Source organism: Nitrospirillum amazonense (assembly GCF_007828045.1).
In the GTDB taxonomy this organism is placed as follows: Bacteria; Pseudomonadota; Alphaproteobacteria; order Azospirillales; family Azospirillaceae; genus Nitrospirillum; species Nitrospirillum amazonense_C.
This window is the reverse complement of the sequence record NZ_VITN01000001.1, coordinates 482,306-504,495: the sequence shown is the minus strand read 5'-3', so window position 1 is coordinate 504,495 and position 22,190 is coordinate 482,306. Positions and strand designations below refer to the sequence as shown.

Below are 22,190 nucleotides of genomic sequence, written 5' to 3'. Positions count from 1 at the left end.
GGAGCCGGGCCATGACCGTCGCGGCGCGTTACAACAGCGTGGCCATCCTGGTCCATTGGCTGACCGTTATCGCCATCCTGGCCCTGTTGATCATGGGCTGGACGATGACGTCGCTGCCACCCGGCTCCCCCGACCAGTTCAAGCTGTTCCAGTTGCACAAGTCGGTGGGCATCACCGTGCTGGCCCTGACCCTGTTCCGGGCGGCCTGGCGCCTGGCCCACCAGCCTCCGCCCCTGCCGGCCCATATGCCGGCGTGGGAGAAGTGGGCCGCCCACCTGGGCCATGCCGGCCTGTACGCCCTGCTGCTGGGCATGCCGCTGACGGGCTGGGCGGTCGTCTCCACTTCGAAATTCAACATCCCGACCGTGTTGTACGGCCTCATCCCCTTCCCGCACATGCCCGTCCTGGCCGACCTGGAGAACAAGGCGCCGATCAACGACGTGGTGTCGGAGGCGCACGAGCTGGCCGCCTGGATCCTGGTGGCCCTGGTGGTGGTCCACGCTTTGGCGGCGCTGCGTCACCATTTCCTGGTCAAGGATGACGTGCTGCTGCGCATGGTTCCCCGTTTCGGCCGCCGGGCCTAAGTCCCCGGCCGCCCTCACAGACTGAGGATATCCATCATGAAGTTCCTCGCCCCCATCGTCAGCGCCGCCCTGGGCGCGCTGCTGCTGGCCGGCCCTGCCGCCGCCGCCGGCTGGACCGTGGACACCGCCCATAGCAAGCTGGGCTTCACCGGCAGCCAGAGCGGCGCCGCCTTCAGCGGCCAGTTCACCCGTTGGGACGCTACCATCGATTTCGACCCGGCCAACCCGTCCACCGGCCACGCCACCGTCACGATCGACATGGCCAGCGCCAAGACCGGCGACGTGCAGAAGGACCAGTCCCTGCCCGAGGCCGACTGGTTCAGCACCAAAGCCTTCCCCAAGGCGGTGTTCGAAGCCACCAGCTTCAAATCCAAGGGCGGCAACCAGTATGACGCGGTGGGCACCCTGACCATCCGCGGCATCAAGAAGGACGTGACCCTGCCCTTCACCCTGGACGTGGCCGGCGGCAAGGCCCACGCCGTGGGCAAGCTGGATCTGGTGCGCACCGATTACGGCGTGGGGCAAGGCGCCTGGGGCGACGGCAAGATGGTGGCCCTGGCCGTCAGCGTCACCATCGACCTGAACGCCACGGCCAAGTAAGCCGTAACACAGTAAACGCCAAGACAAGGAAGCCCCGGACGCCACAGCGTCCGGGGCTTTTCTTACAGTGTATGCTACGCAAGGTCGCAGACGGCGCAGCCGGCCCGTCGATTATTATCGGCAACCACCCCGCCGCATAGGCCTGTCCTGGAGGTTTTGCCCGTGACCCTGCGCCCATCTTTTCTGATACCCGCCCTGGCCGTCCTGTTGCTGTCGCCCCTGTTGCTGGCCGCCCCGGCGGGCGCCGCGTCCTGGGTCGTGGACAAGGCTCAGAGCCAGCTGGGCTTCATCGGCCACCAAAGCGACAAGGAGTTCACTGGCCGCTTCGGCCGCTGGGACGCCGCCGTCGACTTCGACCCAGCCGACCCCACCGCCGGCCATGCCAAGGTGACCATCGCCATGGGCAGCGCCGTCATCGGCGACGCCGAGAAGGACCAGGCCCTGCCCGGCGAGGACTGGTTCAACATCCAGGCCTTCCCCGACGCGGTGTTCGAGGCCACGACCTTCCGCGCCAAGGGCGGCAACCAGTACGACGCGGTGGGCACCCTGACCATTCGCGGTATCAAGAAGGACGTGACCCTGCCCTTCACCCTGGACATCACCGAGGGCAAGGCCCACGCCGTGGGCCGGCTGGACCTGGTGCGCACCGACTATGACGTCGGCGGCCACGGGCTGTTCAGCAAGGGCCGGACGGTGGACCTGAACGTGGCGGTGGTCGTCGATCTTATGGCCACGGCGCAGCCCTGACGAGTATGGCGCGCGGCGCGGTCTTACCAAAGGGTAGGCGCCCGGCTCATTGGGGGAAGTGCTCCCGTGGCTATGATGCAGCGCAAAGACGGCCGTCCTTTCATCGGGTTATCTTTTCCGGCACGGACCCATCGTGACAGGAAAGCCGCCCCATGCGCGCCCATGACGTAATGACCGAGGATGTCCTGACCCTGGCGCCCGATACGCCCGTCAGCCGCATCGCCGCCTTGCTGTTGGACCGGGGCGTCAGCGCCGCACCGGTGGTGGACAGCCACGGCGGCGTCATCGGCATGGTCAGCGAAGGCGACCTGATCGACCGGGAGAAGGCGGGTACAGCCCATGAGGCGCGGCGCGACTGGTGGCTGGCCCTGGTGGCGGAAGGCGAGCAATTGCCCCCCTATTGGGCCGACGCCCAGAATCGCGAGCGCACCGCCCGCGATGTCATGGCCGCCCCGGTCATCACCGTCGACATCAACACCGACACGGCCGACATCGCGCGCCTGCTGATGACCCATGGCATCAAGCGCGTGCCCGTGGTGCTGGACGGGTCGCTGGTGGGCATCGTGTCACGCGCCGACCTGTTGAAGGTGCTGGCGGCCGAGCCCGCCGAGAAGACGGAGCCGGCACACCGTTCCGGCCTGTTCCAGCGGTGGGAGAGGAAGGCGCCCGCGCTGGCGCCCGTGCGCGAGCCGGCGCATGAACCCTTGTTCCGCGCCGCCGACTTCCGCCACCTGGTGGGTAATTTCCACGACGAGAACGCCCGCCACCTGGCCGAGCAACGCAAGGAGGCGCTGGTCCGCCGGCAGGAGAAGGTGCAGGAACTGATCGACCATCATGTGGCCGACCATGGCTGGCACAAACTGCTGGAGGGCGCGCACGACGCCGCCGCGCGGGGTGAGAAGGAATTCCTGCTGCTGCGCTTCCCTGCGGAATTGTGCAGCGACGGCGCCCGCGCCATCAACGCCCCGGAACCGGACTGGCCCCGCACCCTGCGCGGCGAGGCGGCCGAGATCTACCAGCGCTGGCACCATGAGCTGCAGCCGGCGGGCTTCAGCCTGACCGCCCGCGTCCTGGACTTCCCCAACGGCTTCCCCGGCGACGTCGGCCTGTTCCTGGTGTGGGGCGACGCGGAAGGGTAAGGGCGCCGCCGTGTCCCGCAGCGGCATGGGGGGCGTCCCATGCCGCTGACATGGCCCCGGATCAAATCCCCGACGTGTCCCGCACCGCACCGCGCGAGGCGGAGGTGGCGAAGTAGGCGTAGGCCTTGAGCGCGCCGGAGACCTGGCGGTTACGGGTGGCGGGCTTCCAGGCCTTGGCGCCCTTGGCCTTCATGGCGTCGCGGCGGCGCTCCAGCTCACTGTCCTCAACCTCCAGCCGGATGCTGCGGTTGGGGATGTCGATGACGATGCGGTCGCCCTCCTCCACCAGGCCGATGGTGCCGCCCTCCGCCGCCTCGGGCGAGATGTGGCCGATGGACAGGCCGGAGCTGCCGCCGGAGAACCGGCCGTCCGTCACCAGGGCGCAGACCTTGCCCAGGCCCTTGGACTTCAGATAGCTGGTCGGGTACAGCATCTCCTGCATGCCGGGGCCGCCGCGCGGGCCCTCATAGCGGATCAGCACCACGTCGCCGGCCACCACCCGGTTGCCCAGGATGGCGGAGACGGCGTCATCCTGGCTTTCGAACACGCGGGCCTTGCCGGTGAAGGTCAGGGCCGCCGGATCCACGCCCGCCGTCTTCACGATGCAGCCATCAACCGCCAGGTTGCCGTACAGCACGGCCAAGCCGCCGTCCTGGCTGAAGGCGTTTTCCTTGTTGCGGATGATGCCGTTCACCCGGTCACGGTCCAGGCTGGTGTAGCGCGAGGCCTGGCTGAAGGCCTGGGTGGTGCGCACGCCGCCAGGCGCGGCCGCGTAGAACTCGCTGATGTCGGCGTCGTTGGCGCGGGTAATGTCCCAGCGGTCCACGGCGGCGCCGATGGTGGGGGCGTGCACGGTGGGCACATCGCGGTGCAACAGGCCGGCGCGGTCCAACTCGCCCAGGATGCCCATGATGCCGCCGGCGCGGTGCACGTCCTCGATATGCACGGTGGCGGAGGACGGCGCCACCTTGCACAGGTGGGGCACGCGGCGCGACATGCGGTCGATGTCGGCCATGGTGAAGTCCACCCCACCCTCATAGGCGGCCGCCAACAGGTGCAGCACCGTGTTGGTGGACCCGCCCATGGCGATGTCCAGGGCGATGGCGTTCTCAAACCCCTCGAACGTGGCGATGGAACGCGGCAGGACGCTGGCGTCATCCTGTTCGTACCAGCGCTTGGCGATCTCCACCGCCGTGCGACCGGCCCGCAGGAACAGGGCCTTGCGGTCGGCGTGGGTGGCCAGCACGGTGCCGTTGCCGGGCAGGCCCAGGCCCAGCGCCTCCACCAGGCAGTTCATGGAATTGGCGGTGAACATGCCGGAGCAGGAGCCGCAGGTGGGGCAGGCGTTCTGTTCCAGCGCCTGGACCTCGGCATCGCTGACGCTGTCGTCCGCCGCCGCCACCATGGCGTCGATCAGGTCGACGGAGCGGATCTCGCCATGCACCGGGGCCTTGCCGGCCTCCATGGGCCCGCCGGAGACGAACACGGTGGGGATGTTGAGGCGCAGGGCGGCCATCAGCATGCCGGGTGTGATCTTATCGCAGTTGGAGATGCAGACCAGGGCGTCGGCGCAATGCGCGTTGACCATATACTCCACGGCATCGGCGATGACCTCACGCGAGGGCAGGCTGTACAGCATGCCCGCGTGGCCCATGGCGATGCCGTCGTCCACCGCGATGGTGTTGAATTCCTTGGCCACACCGCCGGCCGCCACCACCTCGCCCGCCACCAGCTGGCCCAGATCCTTCAGGTGCACGTGGCCGGGCACGAACTGGGTGAAGGAATTGGCGATGGCCACGATGGGCTTGCCGAAATCGGCATCCGTCATACCGGTGGCGCGCCACAGGCCGCGGGCGCCGGCCATGTTGCGGCCATGGGTGGTGGTACGGGAACGAAGCTGGGGCACGGAACCAGATCCTGAAAGATTGTTACCTGACTAGGCCAATTTCTAAAACTATCTGGCCGCAGAGGCAACCTTTCCGGCACGCGCGTCGCAATCATCCGGCATGCCGCTGGCGCGGGTCGAGCCATGGGGAAGGAAGCAGCGCCTGCAAGCCACTGTCGAAATCACGCGGATTGCCGAAGGATATACCCCCAAGGGTAGAAGAATCGCATTTATGCCCTTGAACGACCTACCGCGCATGGGATACGGTTTCACTCAATAGGTGCATTTCCAACAAAATATGCCGACGTAAAGGAAGTTTCCCGGCGTATTTCTTCTTATTACGCGAACTACATATGTAATCCACCCTATATTTGGCGGCCCCCGTGACGTTCCATCGTTTCTCGCTCGTTGCCCTGCTCCGCGGCGGACTTCTGTCGACGATGCTTGCAGCTTGCGCCCCAACGCAGCCATCCCCCTCATGGCTGGCGCCCCCACCCAGCGCTGCCGCCCGTCCCACCACGCCGCCACCAGCCACGGGAATCGGCTACGTCAACCTGCAATCCCTGCCCCAAACCATCGGCTTGGAACATCAGGATCGCGTCAACCGCTTCAACCGGCTTGCGCAATTGAACGGGATTGCCCCGCCGCGAATTGACCAGCTGCAGGTGCCTCCGGGCATGCTGCCTGGCTTCACCTACCCGGTGCCCGTGGTGCGCGTCACTTTCGATGAGAAGGTGTTCTTCGATTTCAACAAGGACATCTTGCGACCGGAAGCAGAGCCAGTGCTGGACGTTATCGCCCAGAACATGCGGCGCGACGTGCCTGACGCAAGCCTGCTGGTGCTGGGGCACACGGACGCCATCGGTTCCGACGCCTATAATATTGAACTGTCCAAACGAAGAGCCCAGACAGTGCTGGAAGGACTGATCCGACGGGGCGTCGACCCGCGACAGTTGTCGACTGTCGCCATTGGCAAAAACCAGCCGACCGCCCCCAATAGCACGGAGGAGGGGCGGGCCCGCAACCGCCGCGTGGAATTCATGATCTCCGCCAGCGCGCCAGCCAACCTGCGCCTGGTGCAGCAGCGGCGCATCAATAAGGATTTCCTGGCGGTAAAGCCGGAGACGGCCGCTGAACCGCAAGTTCCCAAACAGGTCAGGGTTTTTAGTCCAGCAGACCTGGGAATAGTCCCGGCCACAGCCAAAGGCGCGCCTGAAGCGGCCAAACCAGCGGCCCCCGTGGCGGCCGCAGCACCCGCAATGATCGCCCTGCAAGTCCCGTCGACCCCTCCGGCGTTCGAGCTGAATCGTCCGCGCGCCGTGGAGCAAGCGGACCTGAACAGCGAATTCCAGATGTGACGCCTCCGACTTTCCCTTCAATCAAATTTTTAGAGAGACACTATGGCTGAAGCAAAATCCGCGAGCGCCATCATCAGTCCCCAGGCGACCTCAGAGATCGAAGCAGCCTATCAAGCGGCGACCGCTTTCTCGGTGCATGAGGCCGAGCGCCTAGTCCTGTCGGAGGAGACGTTGCGCGGGCTCGCGCAGGACGAAGCCTTGTTCGGCCGGGTGGCCTTGGACGAACAAGGGCTGACAGCCTGCATGCAGATCAATCTGCTGCACCCGGCGCGCGAGTTGCGTAACCGCTGGAAGCAGCTTGAGAACAATTTTCTTACGGCGTTTCAGCCTTTCCGTTCGGCCGTTGACGCCGTCGACAATCTTTATGCAGAGATTGAAGAGATAAAAGAAAAAGGTCGCGAAGCGGTCGAAATGATCGAGGAACGTGCCCGGACTAACCGCGATTACATTGACGCGGAAACCAACTTCAAGTCGGTCGAGCAGCGTTTCAAGCAAATTTCGATGCGCGAAGGAATGCGCGAACCCAATATGATGGCCTATAGCCCCATCTATTGGCTCTTGCTGCTGGCCATCGGCATTGCCGAATGGCTTATCAATTATGAAACTTTCTTCCAGTTTTTCCATGTTCCCGCCATGGCGGCGGGTACCACCATTATCCTCGGCTTGCTTTTGGCATTTTCGGCGCATGGCCACGGGACCATCCTGCGGCAGTGGACCGTCCGCTTCGGGCCTGACCGCGACATTGGTGACCGATGGGGCGAATATCGCATGCTCTGCCTGTCGTCCTTGGCGCTTATCATCGTCATCGGCGCCGCCGGCGGCTCTCGTTATGTCTGGGCGCTCAACGCGATCGCCGCCTTGCCGACCGAGAACATCATTCCCGGCGTCATCGTACTAGAGATCAATCCGCTGCGCGATGTGATGCTGAGCCTGCTGGGCAATGTGGGCGCATGGATCGTGGGTGTCTTCATCGCCTACCTGTTCCATGACAAGAATCCAGACCTTATGTCCTGGACCCGCCAGTTCCGCCAAGCCCACAAGCGCTTCCACACCCTGCGTCGTGGTGTGGAAGAGGAGATCAAGATAGCAAAGGCGCGCACCGAGAAGGCGGTCCAAGCGCAAATCAACTCGGCCGATGTGCAGTCCAAGGCTGTCGAAAATCAACGTAACCAGCGGGCGCAGATTGCAAACCATGGCGCTGGCGTGATGATGGGAATCACCCGGTCCATAGAACACAATATCAAGCTATATCAGAATATACTGGCGCAAATTGTACTGTCCGAGAAAGGAAATGTTGGGATCTACATGGCAGACAAGGCCGTGACTCCCTTCGAGTACAAGGCGATGAAAATAAAAATCGACCTTGAGGCGATCTGAGGGACGTCGCAAATGAAAAAGATGAATATGGGCCTAGCCGGGTTGGCCGGATTTCTAGCCCTGTGTCTTCACTGTCCCGCGCAGGCTCAAATCGGCGTCGGCCCCACCCTCAATCCCGCCTTCTGCAATCAGCCAACCCAACGCGAGACCGTTGCCTACATTGACGACATGTCCTTGGTGGAGGGCAAGACGGAATGGGCGCAAAAGCTGGTCACCAAGCTGATCAGTTCGCTGACGCCGGGCGAGCGCGTTGCCGTGGTTCAAATTTCACCCGCGTCCGGGCAGTCTAAAGCGATTTGGAGCGGGTGCTGGCCGGATTACAACGCCGAACAGCGCAGCCAGATCGGCAGCCAGCATTATATTTTTTCGAAGAACCCTCTGGATGGACTGAAAGAACAGCAAGCCTTGTTTCAGGGATACATCGGGCAAGCCCTGACCAAGATTTATACTGAAAGCAAACGTCCGCAAGGCCAGGTGCGCTTCACTCCGGACAATGCCCCCAAGAAGCAGATCCTGCGCGCCCTGGCCTCAGATGAGGGCCGATATTCGTCCACCCAAAAAACCATTCGGGCCGTCATCTATTCCGACATGATGGAAAACTCCGATCTCGGATCGGTCTATGCGCCGCTGCCAGAAAAATTCCCCAACTATGGCGAGCGCCTTGGCAGCCGTTTCCGTCACGGGGTCTTCTATGCGTTCGGTGTCGCCGGAAACGTCGATAACAGCACGAACCTTCCTGAAAAAGCCCGGACGTTCTGGACGCATGCTCTGGAAATGATGAGCGCATCGGCCGCTGGATTCGGCTCGGACCTGGTGATTGAAAACCGCGTACCCGTGGCCAGCTATGTCTTCGATCTGAAAACCGCCCTGGGCGACGACAAACTGGAGGGGAAGATGTCCCTCCTGGTCGATCGGGATGGCGCCTTGATCGACAGTTGGATCGGATTCGACCGCCTCTCCATCGTCGGCCTGACCGGCAAATTCAAATGTGATGGCGAGAATTGCCTGTTGGATGGGTCAACCGCCCGCGGCTTGGTCACTAAAAGCGATACTGACACCGTGCAGCTTTCTGGGAAACAAACCGACCTATCCGGGCAAATCGGGGTGAGGTCCACGAAGCAGTTGTTCGAATTAAGGGCGGTACTGCCACGCACCTAAGCTGACGCCATTTAGCCACAATAATATTGGAAGGAATAAGAACATGCACTGTAAGAGCTCCCGCGCCATAGCAACTTCCATCATTACGGTCGGCCTTGCCTTTGGCGGATTACCGGGCTGTGCCCAAGGCCCACAAACTGCGCAACAGCAGGCTGAGAATAGCTGCCGCGCCTTCGGCCCCAAAACAGCGGGCGGCGCTCTGGCGGGCGCCCTGGTCGGCGCGCTCTTGGGCGCAGCTCTTGGCGGCGGCAAAGGCGGCAATATCGCCGCCGGCGCGGCGGCGGGTGCGGTCGCCGGTGGTTTGATCGGCAAGGGCCTGGACAGTAAGGATTGCAACGCTGCTACCGTCGCCCTCCGCCAAATGGATACGGCTCGCACCGGCACGCAGATCGCGTGGGCCAATCCGGATTCCGGCAACTCGGGCACCTTCATGCCTACATCGGATGTCCGACTGCAGGACGGCCGACAGTGCCGCAGCTATACCCGGCAGACCGTAGTCAACGGCAAACCCTCCAACGTTGAAAACGGCGTGACTTGCCGTACGCCTGAGGGCGATTGGGAAGCCATCAACTAAACCCGCCTGCGCGAGAAGGCACACGCCGCGAGATTCAAAGGCCGCAGGAGAACCCCTTCTGCGGCCTTCGTTTTTTCGCCGTCCTCAGTGCGCGCCGCCGGCGTCCGCCCCGGATGCGGCTTTCTTCAGGAACAGGATGGCAATGGCCGACAGGGCCATGGCGCTGCCCAGGAAGAAGAAGGCGTCGCTGTAGGCCATCAGCCAGGCCTGGGCGCGGATCCCGGCGTCCACCTCCGCCACCGCCTGCCGCCACGCGGTGAGGGCGTCGGGCACGCCGTGTTCCATGAACTTTCGCTGCAGTATGGCCAGATGCTGGCGGGTGCTTTCGCCGAATAGGCTGACCTGGCCCGTCATGACGTTGGAATGGAACTGTTCACGCTTGGTCAGCCAGGTCTGGGTCAGCGCGATACCGACGGCGCCGCCCAGGTTGCGCATCATGTTGAACAGGCCGGAGGCGGAGCCCGCATTCTCCTTCTCGATGCCGCCGGTGGCCAGCACCGACAGGGGCGTCATGACCAGGGCCTGGCCGAAGGCGCGCACGATGTTGGGCCAGAACAGCTGGTCCGACGCGCTGCCCAGCCACAGATGGATGTTCATGAAGTTGCTGCCGGCGAAGACCGCCGCCCCCACCAGGGCCAGCCAGCGGGCGTCGAAGCGCTTCATCAGCAGGGGCACCAGCGGGATCAGCACCAGCTGCGGCAGGCCCACCCAGGCCATGACCGACCCGATCTGCTGCGCATTGTAGCCCTGGATTTGGCCCAGGTAGCGCGGCAGCAGGTAGGACGAGGCGTAGAGCACCACCCCCAGCAACACGTTGGCGACGATGCCCAGGCCGAAATTGCGCCGCGCCAGCAGGCGCAGGTTCAGCAGCGGCTTGGCCACCTTAAGCTCGATCACCAGGAAGGCCGCCAGCGCCACGGCGGCGATGACCGCCAGCCGCACGATATAGGCGGAACCGAACCAGTCGTCCTTGTTCCCCTCCTCCAGCACCGTCTGCAGGCTGGCCAGGCCCACCGCCATGGTGGCGATGCCCCACCAGTCGCCCTGGCGCAGCAGGTTCAGGCGCAAGGGCGCCCGCTCCAGCGAGGCCCACAGCGCCGCGACCATGAACACGCCCGGCACCAGGTTGATGTAGAAGATGTATTTCCAGCCGTAGGTCTCGGTCAGGTAGCCACCGATGGTGGGGCCGATGGCGGGCGCAAAGGTGGCGGTCAGGGCGAACAGGGCCAGGCCCAGCGGGTGCCGCGACTTGGGCAGCAGGGTGATGATGAGGGTGAAGGCCATGGGGATGAGCACGCCGCCGCAGAAGCCCTGGATGGCGCGCAGCACGATCATCTGCTGCAGGTTCTGCGCGAAGGCGCAGGCGACGGAAAACAGCAGGAACAGCACCGTGTTGGTGATCAGGTAGCGGCGTACGCTGAACACCTGGCTCATGAAGCCGGACAGTGGGATGACGATGATCTCGCCGATCAGGTAGGCGGTGGCGACCCAGCCGCCATCGTCCACGCCGGCGCCGATGCCGCCCTGGATGTCGGCCAGCGAGGCGTTGACGATCTGGATGTTCAGCACCGCCATGAAGGCGCCCAGCACCGAGCCCAGCACGGCCAGCCAGGTCTTGAACGGCACGTGGTCGGCGGTCGGGGTGGAGGGCGCGGCCCGGCCCCCGTCGTGAGGGGCCGGGCCGCTGGCCGGCGGCAGGGTGCGGGGGAAGGTGCCGCCGGCGGTCAGGATGGTGCTGCTGTCGAGGGGTGCCATGGCTTGGGGCCTTCAGCGATCCGGTGCGGCCCTCAGCGGGCCATGGGGTAGAGGCCGGAGGTGGACGTCGCCAGCTGCGGCGCCTGGGCCGCGTGGGCGGGCTGCACCCGGGTATCGATCACCGGCTCGGCCGACATGCCGGGGCGTAACAGGCCCGCCAGGGGCTGGCCTTCATCCAGCACGATCTTGATGGGGATGCGCTGCACGATCTTGGTGAAGTTGCCGGTGGCGTTGTCCGGCGGCAGCAGGGCGAAACTGGTGCCGCTGGCAGGCGACAGGCTGTCCACCCGGCCCTTCAGGGTGGTGCCCGGGAAGCTGTCCACCGTCACCTGCACCGGCTGGCCGGGACGCACCTCGGTCAACTGGGTCTCCTTGAAATTGGCCAGGACGTAGACCTGGGACAGGGGCACCACGGCCATCAGCTGCGTGCCGGCCTGGACCAGTTGGCCCACGCGCAGGGTGCGGGCACCCACCGTGCCGTCGATGGGGGCGGCGATGGTGGTGTAGGACAGGTTCAGCGCCGCCTGGCGGGCGATGGCCTGGGCGCGGTCCAGCACGGTCGCGGCCTTGGCCTCGGCCGTGGCCAGCACGTCCACCTGCTTCTGCGCCGCCACCAGGGCCGCCTGGTCGCGCTGCAGGGTCGACGCCTTGTCCGTCACCGCCGCCTCGGTCTGCTGGGCGCGTTGCACCGTGCCGAATCCGGTCTTCATCAGGTCGCGATAGCGGTCGCGGTCCTGGCGGGCGAAGGTCAGGTTGGCCTGATCAGCGGCCAGCGCCGCCTGGGCCTGGGCCACCACCGCCTGCTGCTGCGTGCGCTGGGCCTGGATGTTGCGAATATCGGCCTCGGCCGTGGCCACGTCGGCCTTGGCCTGGTCCAGCGCCGTGCGGAAGTCGCGGTCGTCGATGCGGGCCAGCACCTGGCCGGCCTTCACCGGCTGGTTGTCCTCCACCAGCACTTCCGCGATATAGCCCGACACCTTGGGTGCCACCGTCGTGTAATCGGCCTGGACGTAGGCGTCGTCGGTCGATTCGAGGAAGCGTCCCGTCTTCCAATAGTAATTCCCGCCGACGGCGGCCCCACCCAAAAGCGCTACGGCCGCGACGGCGCCGGCCAATACTTTAACGGAAGACTTCTTTACAACCCCGCTCACCGCTACTCTCCTTGCATCTGATGCCCGCAGGGACGACCGGGGGCGTTCCGGCCCAAGGAAGGATGGGCCGGGAATGGAACCGGAGGTCGGCGGGAAGGACCATTTCGCTATGGTCCGTTTCGTAACGGTAAGGTAGTGTGAAACCGGTGTGAGGAGCACTGCGACAAACGAAACGCTGTGTAGCGTTTCATGTCCGTGACCGTGCGACGCGCATCACAGACCGGCCCCGGTCAACCAGGGGCCGGCTTAATAACCGGGGCTTCATTTTGAGCGAGGAGAGAGGGTGACGGATAAAGCCATGCGGGGGCCTGGGCGGCCCCGATCAGACCAGGCCCGGGACGCCATCCTGGACGCCGCCTTCCAGTTGCTGGAAGAAAACGGCCTGGAACGCTTCACCATCGAGGGAGTGGCCGCCCGTTCGGGCACGGCGAAGACAACCATTTACCGCTGGTGGCCGGGCAAGGGGGCCCTGGCCATGGAGGCGCTGCTGGCGCATGCGGAACTGACGGTACCGATTCCCTACACGGCGTCGGCCGTGTCCGACCTGCGCACCGTGCTGGACGGCATCGCCCGCAGCTTCGCCGGCGCCACCGGCCGGGTGGTGGCCAGCATCGTGCTGGCGGGGCAGAACGACCCGCCCACGCTGAAGGTCTATCATGACAAGGTGGTGGAGCCGCGGCGCCAACGCCTGCGCGACATTATCGAGCGGGGCAAGCGCAATGGCGAGTTCCGCCCCGACCTGCACGTGGAAACCCTGGTGGAGGCAATGTACGGCGCCCTCTACACCCGCCTGCTGATTCGTTTCAGCCCACTGGACGAGCCGGGCTGGATGGACCGCCACATCAACCAGCTGCTGGAAGGCGCCCTGCCCCGGCCGCTGTGCGGCCAGGCGGCCAAATAGGAAAAGGCCCGGGAGTCGGGGGACTCCCGGGCCTTTTCAATATCTTTCGGAACCTTGGTCTTTCGGAACCTGGCCGGCCTCAGGCGGCCAGCACCGTGGGCTTGCTTTGCAGGGCACGGACCGGGCGGCGGCCCCGCTGCTTCGCCTGGTCGCGCAAAGCCATCAGGGCGCGGGCCCAGTCGCCCAGTTCATCCTCCCGGGCGGCGGCGGCCATGACCGCGCGCAGGTCGTCATTGCCGGCCCCGACCCAGCGGGCCAGGGGGCGGCGCAGCAGCGCCAGCAGGAACAGGGCGCTCATCATCATGGCCGCGGCCGTGCCCAGCACGCCGCCCCAGGCCGTCAGGCGGCTGGTGCGCGCCTGCAGTCGGCCGGCGTCGGCCGCCAGACTGTCCAGGACCTGGCCCTGGGTATCGATGAAGGCCTGGGCCAAGCCGGCGGCCTGGGCATCCAGCGGGCCGACGGTGGTGCGCAGGCGGGCCAGGGCGCCAGCCTCGTCACCACCGCGCACGGCCGTCACCATGGCCGTCATTTCCGTCAGGGCCTGGGCCTGCGGCGCCAGAAAGGCCGCGTCGGCGGCCCGGTCGCGCAGGCCGGCGACCAGCAGCCCCATCTCCGTCAGCCGCGCGGACGCGCGCTCGACAAAGGTGCCGCGATCGGCCGCCGGTTCCAGCAGGGTGTTCAGCGCGTCGCGCTGCACGGCGCGGCTGATGGCCCGCACGTCCGTGGCCTGCACCAGCGTGGTCCGCGCCTGGTCCAGCGACTGGGCAACCCGCGCCGCCCGGTCCTGGCCCATCTGGCCAGCGGCCACCAGCACGCCGCCCAGGGCGGCAACACCAATGACAGGCAACAAAAACTGGACCTTCACGCGCATCTCTAAAATCCCCCGGATCGTTTCAAGGTCCCGCAGGCGCGACGCCTCGGGACAACCCACCTCGCTTGCTGGAAATTCGACTGATGGCATCACCTTGATTCCACCAGCCCCTCCTACAACCATGAGCACAATGCATCTTGACCGGCTGGTCAATCAGTATTGGACGCACATAACCGAATGGTCAGACGATCTTGTAGATGACACGGGATGGCGAGTACGGGTGGGCACCCGTTTGCGATGCAACATTTACCGGAAATCCCGCATCATCAGCGTGCCCGACAGTAGTTAACATACCGTTAAATACTTGACCGTCCGGCGGCGATTGGCGGCCTTGGCGGCGGCGGCGCACCTGTGGCATCGGCGCCGCAGCAGGCCAGCCATCCGCCGGGCGCCGATGCCCAACCCTTTCCCCTCCGCACCAGGGAAGTGATATGGTCCGCGCCGATCGATGGGTGCCGACCAAGGCATTGATGGGGACCGTAAGGCCGATGGCCGATAAGCAGCGACTGTTCATCACCGGGGCGACGGGATTCGTCGGCGCGGCCGTGGCCCGTGTGGCCTTGGCGCGTGGCCACGACGTCACTGTGCTGAAGCGCGCCGCGACGCCGCCGACCAACCTGGCCGGTCTGGACGTGCGGGTGGTGAAAGGCGACCTGAACGACCCGGACAGCCTGGCGCGCGGCATGGACGGGGTGGACGCCCTGCTGCATGTGGCGGCCGACTACCGCCTGTGGGCGCCCAACCCGGAAGAGATTGTCCAGAACAACCTGCGCGGCACCCGCGCCATCATGGAACTGGCGGTACGCCATCGCCTGAAGCGCGTGGTCTACACCAGCAGCGTGGCCGTGCTGGCCCCCCGCACCGATGGCGTCGCGGTCGATGAGCACGCGGTGATGGCCCCGGACGCCGCCATCGGCGCCTACAAGCGCAGCAAGATTCTGGCGGAACAGGCGGTGCTGGACATGGTGGCCAAGGATGGTTTGCCGGCCGTCATCGTCAACCCATCGACCCCCATCGGCCCCCGTGACCTGCGCCCCACCCCCACCGGCCGCATCATCGTCGAGGCCGCGACCGGCAAGATGCCGGCCTTCGTCGATACCGGCCTGAACCTGGTGCATGTGGACGACGTGGCCGAGGGCCATCTGCTGGCCTTCGAGAAAGGCCGGGTGGGCGAACGCTACATCCTGGGCGGCCAGGACGTCTCCTTGCAGCAAATGCTGGCGGACATCGCGCGCCTGGTGGGCCGCAAGCCGCCCACGGTGGCGGTGCCGCGCGGCCTGATTCTGCCCATCGCCGTGGTGGCGGAGGCGGTGGCCAAGGTGACGAAGCGCGAGCCCTTCGTGACCGTGGACGGCCTGCGCATGTCCAAATACCGCATGTTCTTCTCCTCGGCCAAGGCCGAGGCCGAGTTGGGCTATACCGCCCGCCCCTATGGCCAGGCCCTGGCCGACGCCCTCACCTGGTTCAAGACCGCGGGGTACCTTGCATGAGCCTGATCTTCCTCATTGGCCTCATCAGCCTGGCGATCTGGGTGGTCCTGGTCTTCGCCCGCGGCCTGTTCTGGCTGGGGCTGGAGCGGGACGACATGGCGGTGGTGCCGGCCAACAGGCCGGGGGACCTGCCCAGCGGCCCGGCCCCTGGAGGCATGACTGGCAGCCATGGCGGGCTGGAGGGTGGCTGGCCCTCCGTCACCGCCATCATCCCCGCCCGCAACGAGGCTGACGGCATCGCCCAGGTGATCGCGTCCCTGGGCGCGCAGGACTATCCCGGCGCCCTGAACATCGTGCTGGTGGACGACGGCAGCGACGACGGCACGGCCGACCTGGCCCGCCACGCCGCCGAGTCCTCAGGTTCCACCGCCGCGCTGACGGTGCTGGCGGGGGCGGAACTGGCGCCGGGCTGGACGGGCAAGCTGTGGGCCGTGCGCCAGGGCATCGCGCATGCGCAGGAGGGCGACTTCCCGCCCGACTACCTGTGGCTGACCGACGCCGACATCGCCTACGCCCCCGACACGCTGACCCGCCTGGTCACCCGCGCCCAGACGGAGAAGCGCGTGCTGGTCAGTCTGATGGCCAAGCTGCGCTGCCAGAGCTGGGCGGAAAGGGCCTTCATCCCCGCCTTCATCTATTTCTTCCAGATGCTGTACCCCTTCGGCCGGGTGAACGACAGCGGATCCACCGTGGTGGCGGCGGCCGGCGGCTGCATGCTGGTGGACCGCCAGGCCCTGGCACGCGCCGGCGGCATCGACAGCATCCGCGACGCCCTGATCGATGATTGCGCCCTGGGCCGCCGCCTGAAGACGCAAGGGTCCGTCTGGCTGGGCCTGAGCGACCGTGCCGTGAGCCTGCGCGCCTATGACAAGGTGGACGACATCCGCCGCATGGTCATCCGTAGCGCCTACGCGCAGCTGAACTATTCCCCGGCGCTGCTGGCGGGCACCGTGCTGGGCATGCTGCTGACCTATGTGGCGCCCGTGCTGCTGGCCCTGTTCAACCGGGAGGCGGCGGGCATCTTCGGCGCGCTCGCCGTTGGCCTCATGCTGGCCAGCTTCGCCCCCATCCAGGTGTTCTATCGCCTGTCGCCTATGCGGGCCGTCACCTTGCCGCTGATCGGCATCGTCTATACCGTGTGGACCGTGGACAGCGCGGTTCAGCATTGGATGGGCCGCGGCGGCATGTGGAAGGGGCGCGCCCAGGCCCAGCATGTGCATCCGGTCCAGGCCAGCCAAGGCCAAGCGGTGACGGGTCAGCAGACGGGCCAGGACGGAACCCCTACCCCATGACGGCAGCCAACCACCGCACCGGCAAAGGCCACACGGACGAGAACTTCCCCGTCGCCTCGCTGATCATCCGCCGGGACGCCCGGGCGCCGGTGATGGCCTATTACGCCTTCGCCCGCGTGGCCGACGACGTGTCGGACAGCCCCATCCTGGCGCCGGACATGAAGCTGAAGCTGCTGGACGCCATGGGCGCCAGCCTGCGCGGTGAGCGCCAGAACGAGCCAGAGGCCGTGGCGCTGCGCGAGGTCCTGCGCGAGCGCGGCCTGTCCGACCAGCACGCCCACGACCTGCTGACCGCCTTCCGCCGCGACGTCACCCAGCTGCGCTACACCGACTGGGACGATTTGATGGACTATTGCCGGTATTCCGCCATGCCGGTGGGCCGCTACGTCCTGGACGTGCATGGGGAGAGCCGCGATACATGGCCGGCGTCGGACGCCTTGTGCGCCGCCCTGCAGGTCATCAACCATCTGCAGGACTGCGGCAAGGACAAGCGGGTGCTGGACCGTGTCTACATTCCCCTGCCCCTGCTGATCGCGGGTGACCTGACGCCCGACGTGCTGCTGGAACCGGCGGCGCCGCCGGCCTTGCTGGACATCATCCACCACCTGGCCAAGCGCACCGACGCCCTGCTGGACCAGGCGGAACCGCTGGCCGCCCAGGTGAAGGATCTGCGGCTGGCCATCGAGGTCGCCATCATCCAGCGCCTGGCCCGCCGCCTGGTGCGCCTGCTGTTGATCCGCGACCCGCTGTCCGACCGGGTGCACCTGACCAAGACGGAAACCCTGTGCACCGCTGCCGGTGCCGCCCTGGCCACCCTGTGGCAGCGCCTGACCAAGGGCAGCGCCCGCGCCGTGCCGGCGGGGAAGAAGCCATGAGTGCTGCCGCCGAGATGACCGAAGCCACAGCTCAGAACGAAACCGCCGCCAAGTCGGCCAGCGGCAGCTCGTTCTACACCGCCATGCGCGTCCTGCCCCCGGCGGAACGCGACGCCATGTTCCACATCTACGCCTTCTGCCGAGCGGTGGACGACATCGCCGATGGCGACGACCCGACCATCGCCGCCACCAAGGCGGCGCGGCGCGAGGCGCTGGACGCGTGGCGGCGCGACATCGCCGCCGTGTGTGAGGGCAAGGGACCCGCCCGCCTGGCCGGCCTGCAGGCCGCCACCCTGCGCTTCGGCCTGCGCCACGACGATTTCATCGCCGTCATCGACGGCATGCAGATGGACCTGGACGCCGACATCCAGGCGCCGGACATGGCCACCCTGGATCTGTACTGCGATCGCGTGGCCAGCGCCGTGGGCCGCCTGTCCGTCCGTGTCTTCGGCATGCCGGAGGACAGCGGCATCGCCCTGTCGCACCATCTGGGCCGCGCCCTGCAGCTGACCAACGTGCTGCGCGACGTGGACGAGGATGCGGCGATCAACCGGCTGTACCTGCCGGCTGAACTGCTGCGCAAGCAGGGCATCACCGCCACCGACCCCAACACGGTGGTGGCCGACCCGCGCATCGATGGCGTGGCGCGCGACCTGGCGGTGCGGGCCGCCGAGCATTTCCGCGAGGCCGACCGCCTGCTGGCGGCCGCCCCCCGCCGCGCCGCCCGGGCCCCGCGCCTGATGCGGGACGTCTATAAGGTGTACCTGGACCGTCTGTTGGTGCGCGGCTGGGCCGGGGCCCGCCCCAAGGTCCGCATCGCCAAGCCCCACCTGCTGTGGATCGTGCTGAAGGCCTTCCTGTTCTGATGACCACCACTGTTCCTTCCCCGGGAGCCGCTTCCCCCGGGCCGACCGTGCACGTCGTCGGCGCCGGCCTGGCCGGCCTGGCTGCCGCCGTGCGCCTGACCCAGGCCGGGCGGCGCGTGCGCCTGTATGAGGCCGCCGCCCAGGCCGGCGGCCGCTGCCGCTCGTATGATGAGCCCAACCTGGGCATCCGCATCGACAACGGCAGCCACCTGATGGTCAGCGGCAATCACGCCGCCATGGCCTATCTGCGCGCGACGCACGGCCCCGGCCGGAAACCGGCGCTGGAGAAGGTGGAATACCGGTTCTGGGACGGTGCCACCGGCCGGCGCTGGCAGGTGCGGCCCAACCACGGCAAGCTGCCATGGTGGGCCTTAGTGCCCTCGCGCCGCGTGCCCGGCACCAAGGCCAGCGACTACCTGGCCGGGTGGAAGCTGATGCGGGCCGACCCGCTGGCCCCCATCGGTGAGGTGCTGGCCTGTTCCGGCCCCGCCTGGGACACCTTCTTCCGCCCGGTCCTGCTGGCGGCGCTGAATACCGAGCCGGAGCAGTCGGCCGCCGGTCTGGCCGGCGCCATCATCCGCGAAACCCTGGCCCAGGGGGGGGCGGCCTACCAGCCCTTGCTGGCCAGCGGCGGCCTGTCGCCCGTCTTCGTCGACCCGGCGTTGGAGTGGCTGGCGGCGCATGGGGCAGAGATCGTGTGGCGCCGCCGCCTGCGCGCCCTCCGCCGTGTGGACCAGTTGATCACAGCCCTTGATTTCGGTACCGAAACGATAGAGTTGAAACCTGACGACCGGGTGGTGCTGGCGGTGCCGGCCTGGGTAGCGGCCGATCTGCTGCCCGGCCTGACGACGCCGACGGAACACCGCTCCATCCTGAACGTTCATTTCCGCCTGGACCGGCCGGCGGGCATGCCCCGGATGACGGGCATGATCAACACCGTGGGCGAATGGGCCTTCGCCTATGACGACCATGTGTCGGTGACCGTCAGCGGCGCCGACCGCCTGATGGAGTCGGACCGGGAAGAGACCGCAGGCACCATTTGGGGTGAGATCGCGGCCCTCGCCAACCTCGATCGCGCCACGCCCCTGCCCCGGTGGCAGGTGGTGAAGGAGAAGCGGGCCACCTTTGCCGCACTGCCAGAACAGGTAAACCGTCGCCCGAATGCAACGGCCGCCGGAAAAAACCTTGTATTGGCAGGGGATTGGACCGCTACCGGATTGCCATCCACCATCGAAGGCGCCATACGTTCAGGATTCACTGCTGCGGATGCGATCCTGACCGCACGGTGAGTCGCCTGAGCATTTCAGGCATGAGCGAGGGGTGTGCGCTGGCGCACAGCCTGGGCTGGCGTTTGTTGAATCATCCCGCTTCAGGTTAAGTCGCGTTCGTAGAGGTCGCTTGGTCATGGATGTTCGTATGGAAGCCGATTTCGTTGGCACCGGTGCCGCGTCGGCCCGCGTCAACGAAGGGGTGCTGCAGCAGTCGATCGACCGCGCGGCCCGCGTCCTGATGGACCGCCAGGCGGCCGACGGCCACTGGGTATTCGACCTTGAGGCGGACGCCACCATTCCCGCCGAATACATCCTGTTGAAGCACCACCTGGGTGAGGAGCCGGATCCGGAGATCGCGCGCCGCATCGGCAACTACCTGCGCCGCATCCAGGGCGACCACGGCGGCTGGCCGCTGTTCCACAACGGCGCCTTCAACATCAGCGCCAGCGTGAAAGCCTACTTCGCGCTGAAGGCCATCGGCGACGACATCGACGCCCCACACATGGCCCGGGCCCGCCAGGCCATCCGCGACAACGGCGGGGCGGCGGCCAGCAACGTCTTCACCCGCATCATGCTGGCGCAGTTCGGCGCCGTGCCGTGGACCGCCGTGCCGGTCATGCCGGTGGAAATCATGCTGCTGCCCAAGTGGTTTCCCTTCCACCTGACCAAGATCAGCTATTGGGCGCGCACCGTCATCGTGCCGCTGCTGATCCTGATGGCGCTGAAGTCCAAGGCCAAGAACCCGCGCAACCTGCGCATCGATGAGCTGTTCCTGGTCCCCGCCGACCAGGTCAAGTCCTGGCCCAAGGCGCCGCACGTCAAGAAGCCCTGGGGCGAAATCTTCGGCGTCATCGATCGCGTGCTGCGCCTGGTCCAGCCCTACTTCCCCAAGAAGAGTCGCGACAAGGCCATCGAGAAGGCCGTGGCCTTCGTGCGGGAGCGCCTGAACGGCGAGGATGGCCTGGGCGCCATCTACCCCGCCATGGCCAACACCGTCATGATGTTCGACCTGCTGGGCTGGTCGCCCAAGCATCCCGAGGTCGCGACCGCCCGCTATGCCATCGAAAAGCTGCTGATCGTTGACGAGGCGCGGGACGAGGCCTTCTGCCAGCCCTGCGTCAGCCCCGTGTGGGACACCAGCCTGCTGTGCCACGCCATGCTGGAAGTGGGCACGGAAGAGGCGCTGGCCCGCACCGGCCAGGCCCTGGAATGGCTGAAGGGTGAGCAGGTGCTGGACGTGAAGGGCGACTGGGCCGACCAGCGGCCGGATGTCCGCCCCGGCGGCTGGGCCTTCCAGTATGGCAACGACCACTACCCCGATCTGGACGACACCGCCGTGGTGGTGATGGCCTTCCAGCGTGCCCAGCCGCAGTTGGCCGCGGCCGGCTTGCCCGCCGACTACGACATGACGGTGGCCCGCGGCGCGGAGTGGGTGGAAGGCCTGCAAAGCCGCAACGGCGGCTGGGGGGCGTTCGACGCCGACAACACCCATTACTACCTGAACTACATCCCCTTCTCCGACCATGGCGCCCTGCTGGACCCGCCGACCTCCGACGTCACCGGCCGCTGTCTGGGCATGATGGCCCAGCTGGGCGCCGACAAGGACGGCAAGGCCATGCGGGACGGCGTCGACTATCTGCTGAAGGAGCAGGAGAAGGACGGCAGCTGGTTCGGCCGCTGGGGCGTCAATTACATCTATGGCACCTGGTCGGCCCTGAACGGCCTGAACGCCGCCGGCCTGTCGCCCGACCACCCCGCCATGAAGCGGGCGGTGGACTGGCTGGTGCAGATCCAGAACCCCGACGGGGGCTGGGGCGAGGATTGCGAGAGCTACGCCCTGGATTACAGCGGCTATCAGCCCTTCCCCTCCACCGCCTCGCAGACCGCGTGGGCCCTGCTGGGCCTGATGGCCGCCGGCGCCGTGGACCATCCGGCCGTGGCGCGCGGCATCGACTGGCTGACCAGCCACCAGGGCGCGGACGGCCTGTGGACAGAAGAGTATTACAGCGGTGGCGGCTTCCCCCGCATCTTCTACCTGCGCTATCACGGCTATTCGAAGTATTTTCCGCTGTGGGCCATGGCGCGCTACCGCAACCTGTCCAACAGCAACAGCAAGCTGGTCAGCGTCGGCCTGTAAGGCGGGCGGCATGAGGTTTTGACTCATGCCGTAGGCCGTGACTGCGGCCGCCGCAGCGAGCACCGCAGGGCGGAGCGAGGAAGCCAAGGCCACGGATGTGGCCGCCCGGCGTTTGAGGGTGGCGTAACCAAGAGATCGCCTGTAAAAGGCCCTTTTTAA

General features: G+C 66.5%; 19 protein-coding genes. 15 read left to right on the top strand and 4 right to left on the bottom strand.

Features of this window, described 5'->3' with window-relative positions; translation table 11 throughout:
• The first annotated feature begins 11 nt into the window (after positions 1-11).
• The 4 genes from FBZ89_RS02010 to FBZ89_RS01995 all read left to right on the top strand — a co-directional run bounded on the left by FBZ89_RS02010 (position 12) and on the right by FBZ89_RS01995 (position 3,070).
• Entirely contained in the window at positions 12-584 is a 573-nt protein-coding gene (locus FBZ89_RS02010; protein WP_145748349.1) for a cytochrome b, read from the top strand.
• A gap of 36 nt (positions 585-620) precedes the next feature.
• A complete protein-coding gene (locus tag FBZ89_RS02005; protein ID WP_145748348.1) occupies positions 621-1,184 on the top strand; it encodes a YceI family protein in 564 nt (187 codons plus the stop codon).
• A 162-nt stretch (positions 1,185-1,346) separates the two neighbouring features.
• Positions 1,347-1,931, top strand: a complete 585-nt coding sequence (locus tag FBZ89_RS02000; RefSeq protein ID WP_145748347.1) for a YceI family protein — start codon at positions 1,347-1,349, stop codon at positions 1,929-1,931.
• A 152-nt stretch (positions 1,932-2,083) separates the two neighbouring features.
• Positions 2,084-3,070: a CBS domain-containing protein gene (locus FBZ89_RS01995; protein WP_145748346.1), complete on the top strand. Its 987-nt coding sequence runs from the start codon at positions 2,084-2,086 to the stop codon at positions 3,068-3,070.
• 61 nt (positions 3,071-3,131) lie between these two features.
• Here FBZ89_RS01995 and ilvD read toward each other — a convergent pair whose 3' ends face one another.
• Complete coding sequence (gene ilvD, locus FBZ89_RS01990) at positions 3,132-4,976, bottom strand: dihydroxy-acid dehydratase (RefSeq protein ID WP_145748345.1); 1,845 nt, start codon at positions 4,974-4,976, stop codon at positions 3,132-3,134.
• Between the two features lie 362 nt (positions 4,977-5,338).
• Here ilvD and FBZ89_RS01985 point away from each other — a divergent pair, with 362 nt between their 5' ends.
• From FBZ89_RS01985 to FBZ89_RS01970, 4 genes are read left to right on the top strand one after another with little or no spacing between them, the layout of a single operon-like run.
• Positions 5,339-6,313, top strand: a complete 975-nt coding sequence (locus tag FBZ89_RS01985; RefSeq protein ID WP_145748344.1) for an OmpA family protein — start codon at positions 5,339-5,341, stop codon at positions 6,311-6,313.
• Between the two features lie 42 nt (positions 6,314-6,355).
• Positions 6,356-7,690 (top strand): hypothetical protein, encoded by a 1,335-nt coding sequence (locus FBZ89_RS01980; RefSeq protein WP_145748343.1) that lies wholly within the window; start codon positions 6,356-6,358, stop codon positions 7,688-7,690.
• 12 nt (positions 7,691-7,702) lie between these two features.
• The gene (locus FBZ89_RS01975; RefSeq protein ID WP_145748342.1) at positions 7,703-8,848 is read left to right on the top strand and encodes a hypothetical protein; all 1,146 of its coding nucleotides are present in this window, start codon (positions 7,703-7,705) and stop codon (positions 8,846-8,848) included.
• Positions 8,849-8,891: 43 nt separating this feature from the next.
• Complete coding sequence (locus FBZ89_RS01970) at positions 8,892-9,422, top strand: RT0821/Lpp0805 family surface protein (protein WP_145748340.1); 531 nt, start codon at positions 8,892-8,894, stop codon at positions 9,420-9,422.
• An 84-nt stretch (positions 9,423-9,506) separates the two neighbouring features.
• Here FBZ89_RS01970 and FBZ89_RS01965 read toward each other — a convergent pair whose 3' ends face one another.
• Both FBZ89_RS01965 and FBZ89_RS01960 read right to left on the bottom strand, forming a co-directional pair.
• A complete protein-coding gene (locus tag FBZ89_RS01965; protein WP_246171988.1) occupies positions 9,507-11,177 on the bottom strand; it encodes an MDR family MFS transporter in 1,671 nt (556 codons plus the stop codon).
• 32 nt (positions 11,178-11,209) lie between these two features.
• Complete coding sequence (locus FBZ89_RS01960) at positions 11,210-12,328, bottom strand: HlyD family secretion protein (protein WP_246171987.1); 1,119 nt, start codon at positions 12,326-12,328, stop codon at positions 11,210-11,212.
• A 283-nt stretch (positions 12,329-12,611) separates the two neighbouring features.
• On the opposite strand from FBZ89_RS01960, the gene FBZ89_RS01955 reads away from it, so the two are divergent.
• Positions 12,612-13,229 (top strand): TetR/AcrR family transcriptional regulator, encoded by a 618-nt coding sequence (locus FBZ89_RS01955; RefSeq protein ID WP_145748339.1) that lies wholly within the window; start codon positions 12,612-12,614, stop codon positions 13,227-13,229.
• Positions 13,230-13,308: 79 nt separating this feature from the next.
• Here the strand turns inward: FBZ89_RS01955 and FBZ89_RS01950 are convergent, their stop codons facing one another.
• Positions 13,309-14,100, bottom strand: a complete 792-nt coding sequence (locus FBZ89_RS01950) for a hypothetical protein (protein WP_145748338.1) — start codon at positions 14,098-14,100, stop codon at positions 13,309-13,311.
• A gap of 488 nt (positions 14,101-14,588) precedes the next feature.
• Here FBZ89_RS01950 and hpnA point away from each other — a divergent pair, with 488 nt between their 5' ends.
• The 6 genes from hpnA to shc all read left to right on the top strand — a co-directional run bounded on the left by hpnA (position 14,589) and on the right by shc (position 22,031).
• Positions 14,589-15,590 carry a hopanoid-associated sugar epimerase gene (hpnA, locus tag FBZ89_RS01945; protein ID WP_145748337.1) on the top strand — a complete coding sequence of 334 codons (1,002 nt, stop codon included), beginning with the start codon at positions 14,589-14,591 and terminating at the stop codon, positions 15,588-15,590.
• Positions 15,587-16,882: a glycosyltransferase gene (locus FBZ89_RS01940; protein WP_145748336.1), complete on the top strand. Its 1,296-nt coding sequence runs from the start codon at positions 15,587-15,589 to the stop codon at positions 16,880-16,882. Before hpnA ends, FBZ89_RS01940 begins: the two co-directional genes overlap by 4 nt.
• On the top strand, positions 16,879-17,757 hold the full coding sequence (gene hpnC, locus FBZ89_RS01935; RefSeq protein ID WP_145748335.1) for a squalene synthase HpnC: 879 nt from the start codon (positions 16,879-16,881) through the stop codon (positions 17,755-17,757). The genes FBZ89_RS01940 and hpnC overlap by 4 nt, the downstream gene beginning before the upstream one ends.
• Positions 17,754-18,623: a presqualene diphosphate synthase HpnD gene (gene hpnD, locus FBZ89_RS01930; protein WP_246171986.1), complete on the top strand. Its 870-nt coding sequence runs from the start codon at positions 17,754-17,756 to the stop codon at positions 18,621-18,623. Before hpnC ends, hpnD begins: the two co-directional genes overlap by 4 nt.
• The gene (gene hpnE, locus FBZ89_RS01925; RefSeq protein ID WP_145748334.1) at positions 18,623-19,912 is read left to right on the top strand and encodes a hydroxysqualene dehydroxylase HpnE; all 1,290 of its coding nucleotides are present in this window, start codon (positions 18,623-18,625) and stop codon (positions 19,910-19,912) included. Before hpnD ends, hpnE begins: the two co-directional genes overlap by 1 nt.
• A 127-nt stretch (positions 19,913-20,039) precedes the next feature.
• On the top strand, positions 20,040-22,031 hold the full coding sequence (shc, locus tag FBZ89_RS01920) for a squalene--hopene cyclase (RefSeq protein ID WP_145748333.1): 1,992 nt from the start codon (positions 20,040-20,042) through the stop codon (positions 22,029-22,031).
• Positions 22,032-22,190 lie beyond the last annotated feature (159 nt).

Coding starts and splice junctions, on each gene's coding strand:
- shc (WP_145748333.1), top strand. CDS start 20,040: ATGGAAGCCGATTTCGTTGGCACCGGTGCCGCGTCGGCCCGCGTCAAC.
- FBZ89_RS01950 (WP_145748338.1), bottom strand. CDS start 14,100: ATGCGCGTGAAGGTCCAGTTTTTGTTGCCTGTCATTGGTGTTGCCGCC.
- FBZ89_RS02010 (WP_145748349.1), top strand. CDS start 12: ATGACCGTCGCGGCGCGTTACAACAGCGTGGCCATCCTGGTCCATTGG.
- FBZ89_RS01965 (WP_246171988.1), bottom strand. CDS start 11,177: ATGGCACCCCTCGACAGCAGCACCATCCTGACCGCCGGCGGCACCTTC.
- hpnE (WP_145748334.1), top strand. CDS start 18,623: ATGACCACCACTGTTCCTTCCCCGGGAGCCGCTTCCCCCGGGCCGACC.
- FBZ89_RS02005 (WP_145748348.1), top strand. CDS start 621: ATGAAGTTCCTCGCCCCCATCGTCAGCGCCGCCCTGGGCGCGCTGCTG.
- FBZ89_RS01940 (WP_145748336.1), top strand. CDS start 15,587: ATGAGCCTGATCTTCCTCATTGGCCTCATCAGCCTGGCGATCTGGGTG.
- FBZ89_RS01980 (WP_145748343.1), top strand. CDS start 6,356: ATGGCTGAAGCAAAATCCGCGAGCGCCATCATCAGTCCCCAGGCGACC.
- hpnD (WP_246171986.1), top strand. CDS start 17,754: ATGAGTGCTGCCGCCGAGATGACCGAAGCCACAGCTCAGAACGAAACC.
- FBZ89_RS01975 (WP_145748342.1), top strand. CDS start 7,703: ATGAAAAAGATGAATATGGGCCTAGCCGGGTTGGCCGGATTTCTAGCC.
- FBZ89_RS01970 (WP_145748340.1), top strand. CDS start 8,892: ATGCACTGTAAGAGCTCCCGCGCCATAGCAACTTCCATCATTACGGTC.
- FBZ89_RS01995 (WP_145748346.1), top strand. CDS start 2,084: ATGCGCGCCCATGACGTAATGACCGAGGATGTCCTGACCCTGGCGCCC.
- hpnC (WP_145748335.1), top strand. CDS start 16,879: ATGACGGCAGCCAACCACCGCACCGGCAAAGGCCACACGGACGAGAAC.
- hpnA (WP_145748337.1), top strand. CDS start 14,589: ATGGCCGATAAGCAGCGACTGTTCATCACCGGGGCGACGGGATTCGTC.